Source organism: Enterobacter sp. MGH 16, assembly GCF_000493175.1.
GTDB classification, from domain to species: domain Bacteria; phylum Pseudomonadota; class Gammaproteobacteria; order Enterobacterales; family Enterobacteriaceae; genus Enterobacter; species Enterobacter roggenkampii.
This window is the reverse complement of record NZ_KI535695.1, coordinates 1,743,909-1,756,975: the sequence shown is the minus strand read 5'-3', so window position 1 is coordinate 1,756,975 and position 13,067 is coordinate 1,743,909. Positions and strand designations below refer to the sequence as shown.

Annotated in this window: 21 protein-coding genes; 18 read left to right on the top strand and 3 right to left on the bottom strand. The window is 46.5% G+C overall.

Annotation, left to right across the window (positions count from 1 at the left end; all coding sequences use genetic code 11):
* Positions 1-11 precede the first annotated feature (11 nt).
* Positions 12-428, bottom strand: coding sequence for a helix-turn-helix domain-containing protein (locus tag L362_RS14375; protein ID WP_023344304.1), 417 nt, complete (start codon positions 426-428; stop codon positions 12-14).
* A 72-nt stretch (positions 429-500) separates the two neighbouring features.
* On the opposite strand from L362_RS14375, the gene L362_RS14380 reads away from it, so the two are divergent.
* From L362_RS14380 to L362_RS14410, 6 genes are all read left to right on the top strand, one after another.
* On the top strand, positions 501-728 hold the full coding sequence (locus L362_RS14380; RefSeq protein WP_023344303.1) for a transcriptional regulator: 228 nt from the start codon (positions 501-503) through the stop codon (positions 726-728).
* A gap of 2 nt (positions 729-730) precedes the next feature.
* Positions 731-1,282 (top strand): toxin YdaT family protein, encoded by a 552-nt coding sequence (locus L362_RS14385; RefSeq protein ID WP_023344302.1) that lies wholly within the window; start codon positions 731-733, stop codon positions 1,280-1,282.
* A gap of 84 nt (positions 1,283-1,366) precedes the next feature.
* Positions 1,367-2,284 (top strand): replication protein, encoded by a 918-nt coding sequence (locus L362_RS14390; protein ID WP_032637757.1) that lies wholly within the window; start codon positions 1,367-1,369, stop codon positions 2,282-2,284.
* Positions 2,281-2,967 carry a replication protein P gene (locus L362_RS14395; protein WP_023344300.1) on the top strand — a complete coding sequence of 229 codons (687 nt, stop codon included), beginning with the start codon at positions 2,281-2,283 and terminating at the stop codon, positions 2,965-2,967. Before L362_RS14390 ends, L362_RS14395 begins: the two co-directional genes overlap by 4 nt.
* A gap of 276 nt (positions 2,968-3,243) precedes the next feature.
* Positions 3,244-3,693 (top strand): carboxymuconolactone decarboxylase family protein, encoded by a 450-nt coding sequence (locus L362_RS14405; RefSeq protein WP_014832179.1) that lies wholly within the window; start codon positions 3,244-3,246, stop codon positions 3,691-3,693.
* Positions 3,694-3,996: 303 nt separating this feature from the next.
* Positions 3,997-4,215 (top strand): hypothetical protein, encoded by a 219-nt coding sequence (locus tag L362_RS14410; protein ID WP_014832178.1) that lies wholly within the window; start codon positions 3,997-3,999, stop codon positions 4,213-4,215.
* A 341-nt stretch (positions 4,216-4,556) separates the two neighbouring features.
* Here the strand turns inward: L362_RS14410 and L362_RS14415 are convergent, their stop codons facing one another.
* Positions 4,557-5,738, bottom strand: coding sequence for a diguanylate phosphodiesterase (locus L362_RS14415; protein ID WP_023344298.1), 1,182 nt, complete (start codon positions 5,736-5,738; stop codon positions 4,557-4,559).
* 486 nt (positions 5,739-6,224) lie between these two features.
* Here L362_RS14415 and L362_RS14420 point away from each other — a divergent pair, with 486 nt between their 5' ends.
* From L362_RS14420 to L362_RS24400, 12 genes are all read left to right on the top strand, one after another.
* Positions 6,225-6,674, top strand: coding sequence for a VOC family protein (locus tag L362_RS14420; RefSeq protein WP_023344297.1), 450 nt, complete (start codon positions 6,225-6,227; stop codon positions 6,672-6,674).
* A 366-nt stretch (positions 6,675-7,040) separates the two neighbouring features.
* Positions 7,041-7,265, top strand: coding sequence for a DinI family protein (locus tag L362_RS14425; protein WP_014832176.1), 225 nt, complete (start codon positions 7,041-7,043; stop codon positions 7,263-7,265).
* Between the two features lie 106 nt (positions 7,266-7,371).
* On the top strand, positions 7,372-7,614 hold the full coding sequence (locus tag L362_RS24910; RefSeq protein ID WP_229764313.1) for a hypothetical protein: 243 nt from the start codon (positions 7,372-7,374) through the stop codon (positions 7,612-7,614).
* A 39-nt stretch (positions 7,615-7,653) separates the two neighbouring features.
* On the top strand, positions 7,654-8,256 hold the full coding sequence (locus tag L362_RS14430; RefSeq protein ID WP_023344296.1) for a DUF1367 family protein: 603 nt from the start codon (positions 7,654-7,656) through the stop codon (positions 8,254-8,256).
* Between the two features lie 4 nt (positions 8,257-8,260).
* Positions 8,261-8,461 (top strand): hypothetical protein, encoded by a 201-nt coding sequence (locus tag L362_RS14435; protein ID WP_032637754.1) that lies wholly within the window; start codon positions 8,261-8,263, stop codon positions 8,459-8,461.
* A gap of 2 nt (positions 8,462-8,463) precedes the next feature.
* Positions 8,464-8,826 (top strand): crossover junction endodeoxyribonuclease RusA, encoded by a 363-nt coding sequence (gene rusA / locus L362_RS14440; RefSeq protein WP_023344294.1) that lies wholly within the window; start codon positions 8,464-8,466, stop codon positions 8,824-8,826.
* On the top strand, positions 8,823-9,656 hold the full coding sequence (locus tag L362_RS14445) for an antitermination protein (RefSeq protein ID WP_023344293.1): 834 nt from the start codon (positions 8,823-8,825) through the stop codon (positions 9,654-9,656). Before rusA ends, L362_RS14445 begins: the two co-directional genes overlap by 4 nt.
* Before the next feature lie 196 nt (positions 9,657-9,852).
* Entirely contained in the window at positions 9,853-10,053 is a 201-nt protein-coding gene (locus L362_RS14450) for a hypothetical protein (protein WP_025913035.1), read from the top strand.
* 98 nt (positions 10,054-10,151) lie between these two features.
* The gene (locus L362_RS14455) at positions 10,152-10,574 is read left to right on the top strand and encodes a hypothetical protein (protein ID WP_131797661.1); all 423 of its coding nucleotides are present in this window, start codon (positions 10,152-10,154) and stop codon (positions 10,572-10,574) included.
* A 164-nt stretch (positions 10,575-10,738) separates the two neighbouring features.
* Complete coding sequence (locus L362_RS14460; protein ID WP_023344290.1) at positions 10,739-10,963, top strand: class II holin family protein; 225 nt, start codon at positions 10,739-10,741, stop codon at positions 10,961-10,963.
* The gene (locus tag L362_RS14465; RefSeq protein WP_023344289.1) at positions 10,941-11,435 is read left to right on the top strand and encodes a lysozyme; all 495 of its coding nucleotides are present in this window, start codon (positions 10,941-10,943) and stop codon (positions 11,433-11,435) included. Before L362_RS14460 ends, L362_RS14465 begins: the two co-directional genes overlap by 23 nt.
* Positions 11,432-11,893, top strand: coding sequence for a lysis protein (locus L362_RS24400; RefSeq protein WP_023344288.1), 462 nt, complete (start codon positions 11,432-11,434; stop codon positions 11,891-11,893). The genes L362_RS14465 and L362_RS24400 overlap by 4 nt, the downstream gene beginning before the upstream one ends.
* Before the next feature lie 824 nt (positions 11,894-12,717).
* Here L362_RS24400 and L362_RS24625 read toward each other — a convergent pair.
* Positions 12,718-13,062, bottom strand: coding sequence for a hypothetical protein (locus tag L362_RS24625; protein ID WP_023344287.1), 345 nt, complete (start codon positions 13,060-13,062; stop codon positions 12,718-12,720).
* Positions 13,063-13,067: the final 5 nt, after the last annotated feature.

Sequence of the window (13,067 nt, the reverse complement as noted above, 5' to 3'; positions counted from 1 at the left end):
TGAGCAAAGAGTTAGGAGGCATCTCCACTTCTGATGCGCCCCTTCATGTATCGCGCATAAAGTTCATCAAGTTCATTCAGGCGCAGCGCGAAGATACGGAGCATGTTCTGTTGCTCTTCCACTGGTAGTTGCCGATAAAGTTCTAATAGGCGCTGTTCGTCCGGCTTGAGTCCATCTTTCTCACCAACGTCCTCGCCGAGTAACCAGGCAACAGAAATGCCTGCAGCGTCAGCTATGGCCAGTGCCGACTTCTTACTAATCACGCCTTTCTTGAACCAGCCGTTTACGGCCTGAGGGGTGACTCCAGCTATTCGTGCCATATCTGCTTTGGTAACACCGCGATCAGTGATCTCAGTGAGGCGTTTCACCAAAACAAGGTTGGGTTCTTCTTTTCTCATAGGGCCATTGTAAATATTTGGTTTATACACGCAATAAATCCTTGGTTTGCATATGGTGTAAATCTGTGGTTTACTTTTGCTATCCATAAGCAGGAGAAACACATGTCCGCACTTGATAAAGCAATTAAAGCCGCTGGCTCAGCCAGAAAGCTCAGCATCGCGCTTGGTGTGACGAGTATGTCTGTAAGCCATTGGAAGAATCGCGACCACGGGATCGTCCCGCCAAGTTACATTTTCTCGATTTTCAAAATGACAGGCGTAACTCCCCACGAACTACGCCCTGATCTCTACCCAAACCCAACTGATGGTTTACCTAAACAGGAGCCTTAACTATGCAGACTGTTTCATTTCAACAGAGTAGCAAAGCCTCGGTTAATCCTCTGATATTCCGGTGTCATCAAAGTGAACCGGCAGCGCAGGATATTGATCATCGTGATATCTGCTCAGCGGTCCGTGCTTGGGCTGCAGTAGAAGGGCGCGTAGCAGTTGCGCTTCAAATCCAAGAGGCGGCGGAAGAACTTCAACTTGATGGCGTGGATTTCTCAGGCCAGGCCGATGTCTGGAACGTGAAGCTGTTCCGCTGGCTCGACAACAAAGAAGACTCTGCATCGTACCGAAAGAACGTCGAACAGCTGGTCCCCGCAATCATGTCTGTATTACCGCTTCGATACCGCGACCGTGTTGTAAAGAACGACTCGTTTGCACATCGCATGGCCAGATTAGAAAAAGAGGTAAGTGAGGCGAAGCAAGCTCTTATGCTCGATGCACCGAAGAAGGAAAAGCTTAAGGAGTTAGGCGAGGGGATTTTCGAAATGTTCAGGATCGATCCGGACCTTACGGCGCCGCTGCTGGCGATGGTCACAACCATGCTGGGGGCAATGTGAATACTTCAGAAAAGGCGAAAGCCGCGGTGCTCGAACACCAACGGCTTTCAGGTGCAAAAACGGAGTGTAATTGCGGAGCTAAGTATGTCAAACATAGCTGAAATTATCAATTTCCCCAACAGAACTGAACAACCGGGAGGTCGTATGGCCGACCTGTCGAATGGGTATACCAAGGTCGCTAACGAGATTCAGCAGCTTAAGCCTCGTCTGAGAATGTCAGGCCGGGAGTGGCAGTGTTTTGAGGCGGTGATCTGGCTTACCTACGGCTGGAACAAGAAGCAGGACCGCGTTACGAACACGGTGATCGCCGAGCTTACAGGGCTGAGTGATTCGCATGTTTCTGATGCGCTCAAATCGCTCGCAGAACGCAAAATTATATTCAGTCAAAAGCAGGGAGTGATGAAAACTGTCGGTATAAATACTGACCTTTCCGCCTGGATTTTAGACAAACCGAAAACGGGAAAAGTCTTCCCGAAATCGGGAAAAGTGTTACCGAAAACGGGAAAAACATTCCCGGAAACGGTAGACACCCAAGACTATAACAAGAACAATATTAAAAGATCCTCGTCTCGGAATTCTGACGAATCCCGAAACCAGAAAACTCAAAAGTTTCTCTCACGCCATCCAGAAGCTGCCGCCGGGATATACACCCCAGCAGGTAAATCATGGGGATCCGCTGACGACCTCAAGGCCGCACGCTGGATTTACGACAGGCTTCTCACCGTCAACGCATCGCTATCTGAGCCAAACTGGGCGGAATGGGCAAACACCATCAGGCTGATGCGTGTCCAGGACAAGCGCACGCACTACGAAATTTGTGACCTGTTCCAGTGGGCCAACCGGGACGAGTTCTGGAAAGACAACATCCTGAGCCCTTCGAGTCTGCGCAAGCAGTGGGATCAGCTCACCACCAAGCGGCTGCGTGCAACCGGAACGGTAAAACCTTCCCGGGGCAGCATCGACCTGCATAACACCGACTGGATTGACGGGGTACTGGCATGAAAAACCTTGCCGAGAGTATTCGCGATTTTGACCGGGAACAGGCTCGCCGTGTGGCACATAACCTGCCTGAACAGTACACCGAGCGCGAACAAACGCAGCAGGTGGCGCAGATTATCAACGGGCTATTCTTACAGCTGGCAGCTGCGTTCCCGGCAAGCCTGGTTAATCGCAGTCAGGAAGAGGTGAATGAGATCCGCCGCCAGTGGGTGTTGGCCTTCAAAGAAAATGGGATAACCAGCATGGAGCAGGTTGAGGCCGGCATGCGAATGGTGCGTCGCCAGGAGCGTCCCTTTCTGCCTTCGCCAGGCAAGTTCATCAAGTGGTGCAGGGAAGGGCGCTGCGTGCTGGGGATCACCGTCGCTGACGTTATGGCCGAATACTGGAAGTGGCGCAAGCTGGTGTTCCGGTACCCGAGCAGCGAGCAATATCCGTGGCCGAAGCCGGCTTTTTACCATATTTGCCTCGAACTGCGGCGCCGCGGAACTGATGGTCAACTGAGCCATAAAGAACTCGAGCGGGAAGCTGGCGATATTCTGGACATGTGGGAAAAGCGGGTGCTAGCCGGGAAGCCGATTCCGCCTATTCGTCGGGCGTTGGCTGCGCCAGTTGCTCCGAAAGGGCCGACACCGGCGGAGCTTTTGAAAGCTAAATATCAACGGATGAAAGCAGATGGCAGGGCATAGTGAGGAAATGGTCTGTTATGAGCGAGAAGCGGACTCTAACGTGGATTTTATCAACACTCAGGGTTTGCTTTTAAAAATTGTTATCCAGTTTTACTGCATGAGGTATCCCATAATTGTCCTACCGTTTTACTCATTTTTTGTCTCTTTTATCTATGACATCAATGGTTAAGATTACAACGTCTGAGCAGACGTACTAATTTAAATTCTGTCATTCAGTCGTAGCGATTCTGTGAGGCATCTTTTTATTTTAAACAACTCAAAAAGGTGGAAATAACGATGAAGCGTCCAAACTGGTTTCAAGTTTCCGATAAAGGTGGCAAGGCTATAGCAGCGCTCCATCATTACGCCACTACTGGTACAGGTTTACCTGCCGAGCTGATCCATTTAATTTTTTTAAGAGTTTCCCAGATCAATGGTTGTGCACACTGCATAGATATACATACTCGCGATCTTATCAAGAGTGGCATGTCCGTCGAAAAGATTGTATTGGTGCCTGTCTGGCGAGAAGCTACCTATTTATTCTCGGATATAGAGCAAGCTGCCCTCTCATGGGCGGAAGAAGTTACCCGTGTTAGTGAAACACATGCTTCCGATGAAGCATATTCCGCAGCGCTTTCTGTATTCGGTGAAAAAGATTTGGTTGAACTTACCATTGTTATTGCCACCATGAATGCCATTAATCGTATGGGTATTAGTTTTCGAATGAAGCCGCTTGCTAAAGCTTGACAGATGTAAATAGCTCCCATAAGGGACTCTGGAGCTATATTAAAGTCTGCTTCTGGCACACAAATGACATCCCAGCCTGTGCATGACCGTAAAAACTACCTTCACTTGATAAGCCGCTTCGGGTTATGACGAGGCGCTTGTGTGACATGCTGGAAAACCAATTTAGGCGTTTACTGAAAGCCTGGTTGTCCTCAAGTGAAACGACCCTTAGAAATTTCTATGGCGAAATAATCACATAAGTCTTCTCCACGTGTGTTATAAGCGAGTTTGAAATCGCCACCACTGGCGGTTAAGAGGCATCTCATGAAACTACGTATCACAAGAGCAATCGGCCTCAGCAAGTTCTCGCCACGTTGGGTTAAGGTTATCTGTTTACGGTTGACTAAAAACGATATTGAGCGCTCCCTCAACGCTCTTCTGGCCACAATCGATGAATCTGAACTTACCCCTGAGCAAGTCAAAGCATTAAGGGAATGCATTGACAGAATTAACATCGCAAGGGGGAAGGGTATGCAGGCGTGAGTACGTTTGATAAAAGGTAAGCCAGCACTGTATATGCGCGGCACGTTTGCTGCGCAAGTATCGCTGACCGTTCGATACCAGCTGAGCTTTTAGAGCCAAATTTAATTGGATCAATGCTGGTGGGAGGGGATAGAGATGAACTGGTTCCTGTGAGCGAAAATGAGGCCAACAATCTAAGCCTGCTCGGTTTACCGCATCTTACTGAGTACTGAAGCATTGCCTTTGCACCCGCCGGGCCCGCTGACTTTTCCCTATGTATTAGTTCACCCGCTTCCAGCTTGACACCCACCGAGTATGACTGCGTTAATCCTATGAAAAAGTAATAAGTCTACAAGTTCTTTTTAACATTCGCTGAATTCATTAGATTCTGGCCAGAAGATCTTCAAATATCCATTTTTATCATATTTTGAAAAAAGATTGCCCTGGAAGCAAAATATCCCAGCGGATTCGAGCCACATCCATTCTTCTGTCTGCTCGACTCCTGTAGCACAGATTCTTATTTCCAAAAGTTCACAGCAGCGGATTAAGCTTAGGAGTATAGCCTGCTTGGAACCTTCTTTATGTATATTGTGTATCAGTTGCGGGTGTATTTTGAGCTTCTCAGGCTGGAATTTCGAAAGAAACAATAAACCTGCATTACCCATACCAAAGTCATTAATAGCAACGCTTAATCCGCAACTTTTGAGTATCTGCACTGAATGCGCGAACTCATCAATTTCAGGGATTATTTCGCTCTCTGAAAACTCAACTATAACTTGTTCTGGGTATAAGTTACTTTCTCTGATATAATCGAGCAATATTTCAATCGCATCAGGCACCCTCAGTAAGGTTAAAGGCAGGAGTGTTATTGATACTCGTTGTGAAGAGGTAATGAAACTCCCTACGATTTTTAACAAGTCTCTCTTCGATTCCAAATCAAAAAATAAATTATTGGCTTTAATATCGCCTTTATCTGATTTTGCACTCAAGACAAAAGAATGAATTTGAGCAGCCAGAGGGTCTATAACTGCATGCATGTCTTCGATAATATCGGGATCAACCGATGATACATTTATTTGATCGGATGAAAAAAACCAACTGAATCTATCAGGAAGTTCATAATAGCTGTCTGTCTCAGCAGAATCTATAAATGTACGGAAAAACCGTAATGCTCTGTCGTTGTAAAGCAATTTATGTTGGGTTGTTCCACGTTGAAGAACCCTGTCCAGACACTCTTCTTTACTGAATAGTCTTATATCAATTAATTCCATGCCTGAGCGACCAAATCGTCGATAGGGGGCATAATCGGATAAGAGTTCTACAATGTTAAAGTGAAGTGCATCCATACAAATTTTTTTATAGATTTGCATTACAGCGGTTTCATCTCCTTCCAGAAGCTGTAAGAAATGAACGCCATTAAAAAGTAAAACACCAGTTACCCCCGCACGTTCATTTCGGGAATTGGCTTCACTAACCATGTCAACTATGGATTGAATTGGTGTATCAGCTCGCAGGTGGCTTCGGTAGATGAGAGTGGTAAGCATAGTTGCACACTTTAAAGGATTTTCTACTAAAGTAGCATGCGAAAGGTCAGTTAGGGCTATTTAACTGAAAAATTTACAAAAAAGAGTCCGGTAACATTAAAATTGTCCATGAAGAGTAAAATGCTTCACAAAAAACCATTCAATAACCGTGGTTAAAGCCCGCGAGATATGTTTGGCTCTGCAACATAAAAATTGCCTGGTATGCGCACGTGACAAAGTAAAAATTGATTCTAAGATTTGGTAGTGAAAATGATTACATGGAGTTTCGAATGGTTTTTATTGCGGCTTTAACTTTATCTTTTCTTCTGTGTGTAGCGGGCCTTATCTTCATTTTGCTGGAGTTAGTTAGCATAGGCTGCAACCCTGAACGACATTGAACAATACGTGCAAGAAATCCAGCAAAATCATTGATTGAAAGGCTCTTGACCTCAAGTTAACTTGAGCTTTTAAGATGGCGATTCTGGAGATAGTCAAAGGATTAGCCTAATGAAAGAGATTGATGTCGGTTTTACGCACGTTGCGTTTGTTGTTAGAGATTTGGAAAAAAGTATCGATTTTTACGGCCGTTATGCTGGCATGGAAGTCGTACACAGGCGAGAGCCTGACCTTCCGGAGGCACGTAAAGTCGCATGGTTAAGTGACCGAACTCGCCCTTTTGCGCTTGTCCTTGTCCAGGTTGATGCTGTGACTGACACCCCTTTAGGTAATTTTGGTCACTTGGGAGTAGCTTGTTCAAGCATTGAAGAAATCGACAATAAAGTAGCGATGGCCAGAATGGAAGGCATCTTGCGAAAAGAACCGGCTCAGGCAGGCGAACCGGTAGGTTATTATGTCTTCTTCGCTGATCCTGATGGCAACACACTCGAACTTTCTTATGGTCAGAAAGTCGGGATCGAGGCTTTCCGTCAAGATGATAGAGTGCCTGCATCTCAGTAAATTTCGATAACCGGTTGGATTACATTACGCACTGGTAATGTTTCATGTCGTTTTAGAGCTTGCTGACAAATTTGTTGCTTAGTAACAGCAAGCTCCATAATAGCCTTTACGAATTTTCATTTTATAAATCTCATATCGAAACCACAATTTAGTAGTGAAACTGCACTAAACTCCTCTGAAATCTATTCAACATAACTATTGTGTAGACCACCAAATCTGAGATCTGTCCCAAATCGTTCTTAAAACCGATACCTGCAAGCTTGGAAGCGCTCCATCCTTCTAACACTCTTTAATCGTTGCAAAATCCGTAAGATACGTTTATAAATATACTGTATATACATACAGGTGTTTGTTGCGGAGGGAAAAATGAAAATCGAGTTAGCCATTGATCGCATGAAGAAACTTCCTGATGGAGCTATACCTGCACTAGAGTCAGAACTGCTCAAAAGGCTCAGCAAGCAGTTTGATAATTGTCAGCTAACGATCAAGCGTGCCAGCAATGATGGTCTGAGTGTTTTCGGGGGCGACAAGAAAGAGGTTGAGCAAATCGTGCAGGAGACCTGGGAAAGCGCCGACGAGTGGTTTTATTAATCGCGTGAATTTCACTGGAGCAGTTTCAAAGAGTATCGCTGTTTGCGTTCCCCTGGCTGTTCCCGATTACTGTTTACCGCGTCAATAAGTCGCTCTGGGGGAAATAGTGTGTAGTGCAGATGCCTTTAATGCAGATGATCAATGGTACGACGTGGTCAGAAGGGCCGATAAAGCAGTTATCTATAGCTTCCCGGCTGAGGGCAGATATCTGGTTTATCGAGTAAATGGAATAGTTTCATTACGACCGTTGCTCGAAGAGGAAGAAATATTTACTCTCAACGGGTTTATGCAATTTGCAAAACGACTGGGGTACCGAGTTACACCACCGTCTGATATTATTATTTCATAGGCCTGAACAACCTATACCTGATGCGCCACGGAGAGAACCATGGCGCTAGAATTACAACTTATCAAACACCACTCAGGAATACTGATCCCGGCTACGCCTGAGACCAGCGATATCCTGCAATCCAAAACCCGGCTCGGCGATGTTCTTGTTGCCGAGTTCAGGCGGGTACGAAACCCGGCATTTCACCGGCGCTTTTTCGCGCTTCTCAATCTCGGTTTTGAATACTGGGAACCAACCGGCGGGGCTATCTCTAGCAACGAGCGGAAGCTCATCACCGGCTACGCAAAGTTCCGGGCTTCGTATGGCGGGAATGAGGGCGCGCTGATCGATGCTGCTGAGCAGTATCTTGAGCAGGTTGCATACCGACGCGTCACAAATGGCATTAGCCTGTGTAAATCCTTCGATGCTTACCGCTCATGGGTAATCGTCGAGGCAGGGCACTTTGATGCCATTCAGCTACCTGACGGCACACTCAAAAAGCATCCTCGCAGCATTTCATTCGCCAACATGGACGAACTAGAGTTTCAGCAGCTTTATAAAGCAGCGCTCGATGTACTCTGGCGCTGGGTCCTGTCGCGTTCATTCCGCAGTCGTGATGAGGCAGAAAATGTCGCCGCTCAACTGCTTGGCTTTGCGGGGTGATGGAATGAAGAAGACCTGGTTCCACCATACCGATTGCAGCACCGAACAGGCCGACGAACTGGTTAAGCGTTACAAAGCGCGCGGCGTTCGAGTTGAGCGCAGCCTTAACCAGGATTACGTGACCTGGACTGTCAGTGCGTTCCTTCCGACATCTAACACACCAGCGCGCCCGGACAGCCGCTGGCGAAACCGGATGTGGGAGTGAACGTGAAGACATATCAAATCACTTTGCCCTGGCCGCCGAGCAATAACCGGTATTACCGGCACAACCGCGGGCGTACACACATTAGTGCTGATGGCGTCGCGTATCGCTATGAGGTGGCCACTGTTATTCGAAGCGCCCGGCTTAATATCCGCACGGCCGCTCCACTCAAAATCCGTATCGATTGTCACATGCCCGACCGCCGGCGCCGCGATCTGGATAACCTGCAGAAGGCCGCTTTTGACGCTTTAACCAAGGCGGGATTCTGGCTGGATGACTGCCAGGTTATTGACTATCGCGTTGTGAAAATGCCTGTCGTTAAGGGCGGAAAGTTAGAACTCACCATTACCGAGATGGAGACCGCATGAATCTTGAAAATACCCTCAAATATCACTTCGCCAAATCGACAATGATTAGCGACTCTCCGCGTGCTACTGCGTCAGACTCATTAACCGGAACGGATATCATGGCCGCTATGGGCATGACGCAGGAACGGGCTGCCTTGGGTTATAGCGCCTTTCTCGGGAAGATGGGTATCAGCAACAATGACCGGGAGAGGGCGATTGAGTTGCTGGCCGAGTACGCGTTGACTAAGTGCGATCGGGTGGCTGCGCTGCGCAAGCTGGATGCCGGGGTTAAGCCACTGGTGATGCATCAGTTAGCCACCTTCGCTTTTGAGGATTATTCTCGCAGCGCCGCTAGCGTGAAGCAGTGCGATGGCTGCAATGGGGAAGGGTTTATTGACGCTGAGGTTTTCAGCATGAAGTCTCACACTCCTGCAAAAGAGAAGAGGTTCGTGAAGATGTCTTTGAACATGGGCGCGGAGGATATTCGTCCTTCTGAGTATGAGGTGCACAGGCAGGTCAGGGAGGTAGCGCGCGTTCTCTGCCCTCAGTGTAAGGGGAAGAAGGTAGTAAGCTGTGCCTGTAAAGATTGTCATGGCCGCGGGAAAGCTGTTAATCAGGCTCTTACAGAGCAGCAGGGCGTTCCGGTACTGGCTGATTGCAAGCGCTGCAGTGGGCGGGGGTTTGAGCGAATTCCATCAACGGAGGCTTATGCAGCTTTAAGGGAGATAACGGATGCAATCAGCCTCGATACTTGGAAGAAGTCTGTTAAGCCATTCTACGACCAGCTCATCACCAAGTTTGATATCGAAGAGGCGTGGGCTGATGCGCAGCTGAAGCAGATAACAAAATAGGGCGTTAATTTATCGTGAGCTATTTACTTTTCCCGAATCTGTGGTAATTTTGCTCTAACGATGGGTTATTGCCTTCGTTTAAAGCCCTGCGGTTAGCCCCGTGGGGCTTTTTGCTTCATAGCGATTTTAGAATTTCTAAAACCATCACTATTCATTGCCTCTTATACTTTCTATATCGAATAGGAGGGGGGTAATGATGAGAGAAGGCTATTACTGGATTCAGTACAATGGCAGCAGGCAGATAGCTTACTACGTGCACGAAAAAATCGACGATTTAGAGTCGGGTGAAACTATCTACGGCGCATGGTATGTGACTCGTGGAGATGATCTCGCCAACAATGGAGAGGTCGAAGTGATAAGTGGACGTATTGAAGAGCCAAAGCTGTCACGAACGTAAATGCCTATCAAACCTCGCTATCTTGTTATTTTCTCTGGACATAAATGACGATTATCAATCTACAGTGTATAATCGTCCTCTTTTCAATAGGTAACCCCATGAGAAAAGTTGTTTTTGCCTCACTATTTTTGGTTTGTTCCGCACATGCTACTAGCCAGCCTACGATGTTAGTTTTCAAATGTACCCCCAATCATTCTAAAACAAGCACCATCGTCACTTGGCAGGACGTTAAAAAAGAAGACGGATGGCATCGATATGCCAGTTGGAAAGACAAGGTGGGGCAGCACTATGGTATCGAACTTTATTTCAATGGTTCCGTACCTAATGCCGATGGTCAGATTGAAAATATTAATGTTTTCGGCAATATGGATAGCCAGAAAAAATTATCTGGCCCTGCTATTTCCATGGTATTCAATAAAAAAGCAAAGCTTATAACCTACAAAATCACAAATGATTCAGTCGGATCGGATGTACGCAATCCTCTGGAACATGGCGAATGCGTCCTGAGCGATAAAAGTTAATAATTTCAGCTAACAACAGTGCTGGTAGTTACTTCCATAATGCCGCCATTTGGCGGTTTTTTTTCGATTAGCTTCGCGAAACTATAATCGCTATTCCCCCTGTTAAACCCCCTTATGATCATAGGCCTTTCAAACACTGCACCCGCCTGAAGCGAGGTGAGAGTATGTATCGCATGGACAAATTAACCACTGGTGTTGCTTACGGCGCCTCAGCCGGCAGCATCCTCAACGGCATTCTAAACGCCTTCAGTCCCGAGCAGTGGAATGCTATCGGTGTGCTGGCGGGTATCGTTATCGCTGTACTGACTTATCTGACGAATCTCTATTTCAAAATCCGCGAAGACAACCGCCGCAGCAGGAGCCGTGATGAACCCTACACTGAGAAATAAGCTGGTGGGCGCCATTGTTGGTGGATCAGGTGCAATCTCTATTGCAGCTGTCATGCTGGGTAATGCAGATGGTCTTGAAGGGCGGCGTTATTACGCCTATCAGGATGTGGTCGGCGTCTGGACTGTTTGCGATGGCCACACCGGCGATGACGTTCGCCGCGGTCACCGCTACACCGATAACGAATGTGACGCTTTGCTTCAATCTGACCTGCGCAAGGTAGCTGCAGCTATCGACCCGCTGATTAAGGTCCACATCCCTGAACCTACCCGCGCCGCGCTTTACTCCTTCACGTATAACGCAGGAGCGGGCGCATTTAGCAGATCGACGCTGCTGAAGAAACTGAATGCCGGTGATGTTCCGGGAGCATGCAAAGAGCTGCAGCGCTGGACGTATGCCGGTGGCAAGGAGTGGAAGGGGCTGATCACCCGGCGCGAGATTGAGCGTGAAGTTTGCGAGTGGGGCCAGAAATGAGCCGAATAACAGCCATCATCTGTGCTGTCGTTATCTGCCTGCTGATTTCCATGGCCTGGGCGATTAACCACTACCGCGACAACGCCATCACCTACAAAGACCAGCGCGATAAAGCCACTGAGAAACTCAGCCTGGCCAACGCCACCATCAAAGACATGCAGACCCGCCAGCGTGATGCCGCTGCGCTGGATGCCAAATACACGAAGGAATTAGCCGATGCGAAATCTCAGCTTGAAGATTTGCAGCGTTGCGTTAGCACTGGTAAGTGTGGGCTGCACGTCAACGCCAGATGTTCCGCGAACGGAACGGCCGGCACCGGCGGCCTGGGCGATGCTTCCAGCCCCAGACTTACTGACTCCGCTGAACGGGATTATTTCACCCTCAGAGAGCGAATCGTCACAGTGACGAAGCAGATAGATTATCTGCAGGAATATCTAAGGTCACAATGTCTGAAATGATAAGGATGTTGATTATCATCTGGAGAGCAGTTAGTTGTTTCTTGGGTGAATATGGCGTTTAAATGAAAATTTTGAGCAAGATGTTTATGTTTTTGATTGGTCGATAAAAATAATTGTTTTATGAACATCTATTGAATAAAGAATATCAGAACAAATATCTCTCTTTGCTAAGAGTTGCCTTCTACTTCGTCGCGGGGTGGTTGATATTTGAATAATAGGTGGTTGCCTGTGAGCTATAGAAAAACATCCTTTGTGGGATTGATTACATTCGATGCTTCGCATAAACATGCTGAAATTACTGAGTACTTACGTAAGCGTGGATACGAGAAAAAACATTAAATGGATATGATATTTCATTTAAAACCTACATCGGTACAGTGGATTGTGATGTCGAAATAAATGAAAATGGCTCGTTCTCTTCCTTGAAATTAAAAAAAGAGTCTGACCGACTTGCTGACAATGTTCGAGAAAATCTTAAAGATTTTTTTGAAGTGAACGAAGTTGACGGGAGTGTTTTTGTTATGTTTGCTTGGAGGTTGTCTGCTGACGATAGTACCACCCGTTAAGTTATCTCGAGCAATTATGTTATAAACCACCTCTGTCTATAGGCGGTTTTTATCACCACGTGAATTGTGTCGTTTGTCTGTCAATACGGTTATTTTGATTTAGTTTGTAACATACAAGTCTTCTACCGTAGTAAAGGGTGTACATATTCTTTTGGTGGTTAATTGGGAAATATTTATTGCTACGATTGAAGTACATCCTTCACTTAGATGTTGCGGAAGTTTTAAAGTGAAATGGGGCGCCCCATTTCACAATTTTTTTCAAACAAAAAAAGTTAATGATAAAATAACAATGCCAATTGATAAGGTTCTGCAAGAAATACTGAACCATTTCTTGGATGGTGAACTTGAGGGTATCAGGTCTGTCATTATAAACATTATTGTTACGTAAATGGTTAATGCGCCAATCACGCATTTATTTCCGAAGTTTGTGCCTAGTAATGAGAAATGGAAAATGGTTGAGCAAAATGTAAACAGAGCACAAAGCGCCGTCGCAATGATAAGTGCAAATTCACCACGCGAAAGATCTTCTTTTGTTAAAAACTCTTCAAAGCAACTGTTTTTTTTAGTTTCATTGGATATTTTACTTTTCTTATCATCTTCCATGGTTT

Bases quoted from the DNA above. Each gene is read 5' to 3' on its own strand.
- L362_RS14380 (WP_023344303.1), top strand. From the start codon at position 501: ATGTCCGCACTTGATAAAGCAATTAAAGCCGCTGGCTCAGCCAGAAAG.
- L362_RS14420 (WP_023344297.1), top strand. From the start codon at position 6,225: ATGAAAGAGATTGATGTCGGTTTTACGCACGTTGCGTTTGTTGTTAGA.
- L362_RS14455 (WP_131797661.1), top strand. From the start codon at position 10,152: ATGAGAAAAGTTGTTTTTGCCTCACTATTTTTGGTTTGTTCCGCACAT.
- L362_RS14405 (WP_014832179.1), top strand. From the start codon at position 3,244: ATGAAGCGTCCAAACTGGTTTCAAGTTTCCGATAAAGGTGGCAAGGCT.
- L362_RS14395 (WP_023344300.1), top strand. From the start codon at position 2,281: ATGAAAAACCTTGCCGAGAGTATTCGCGATTTTGACCGGGAACAGGCT.
- L362_RS14425 (WP_014832176.1), top strand. From the start codon at position 7,041: ATGAAAATCGAGTTAGCCATTGATCGCATGAAGAAACTTCCTGATGGA.
- L362_RS24625 (WP_023344287.1), bottom strand. From the start codon at position 13,062: ATGGAAGATGATAAGAAAAGTAAAATATCCAATGAAACTAAAAAAAAC.
- L362_RS14430 (WP_023344296.1), top strand. From the start codon at position 7,654: ATGGCGCTAGAATTACAACTTATCAAACACCACTCAGGAATACTGATC.
- L362_RS14445 (WP_023344293.1), top strand. From the start codon at position 8,823: ATGAATCTTGAAAATACCCTCAAATATCACTTCGCCAAATCGACAATG.
- L362_RS14385 (WP_023344302.1), top strand. From the start codon at position 731: ATGCAGACTGTTTCATTTCAACAGAGTAGCAAAGCCTCGGTTAATCCT.
- L362_RS14415 (WP_023344298.1), bottom strand. From the start codon at position 5,738: ATGCTTACCACTCTCATCTACCGAAGCCACCTGCGAGCTGATACACCA.
- L362_RS14465 (WP_023344289.1), top strand. From the start codon at position 10,941: ATGAACCCTACACTGAGAAATAAGCTGGTGGGCGCCATTGTTGGTGGA.
- L362_RS14435 (WP_032637754.1), top strand. From the start codon at position 8,261: ATGAAGAAGACCTGGTTCCACCATACCGATTGCAGCACCGAACAGGCC.
- L362_RS14450 (WP_025913035.1), top strand. From the start codon at position 9,853: ATGAGAGAAGGCTATTACTGGATTCAGTACAATGGCAGCAGGCAGATA.
- L362_RS14410 (WP_014832178.1), top strand. From the start codon at position 3,997: ATGAAACTACGTATCACAAGAGCAATCGGCCTCAGCAAGTTCTCGCCA.
- L362_RS14460 (WP_023344290.1), top strand. From the start codon at position 10,739: ATGTATCGCATGGACAAATTAACCACTGGTGTTGCTTACGGCGCCTCA.
- L362_RS24400 (WP_023344288.1), top strand. From the start codon at position 11,432: ATGAGCCGAATAACAGCCATCATCTGTGCTGTCGTTATCTGCCTGCTG.
- L362_RS14390 (WP_032637757.1), top strand. From the start codon at position 1,367: ATGTCAAACATAGCTGAAATTATCAATTTCCCCAACAGAACTGAACAA.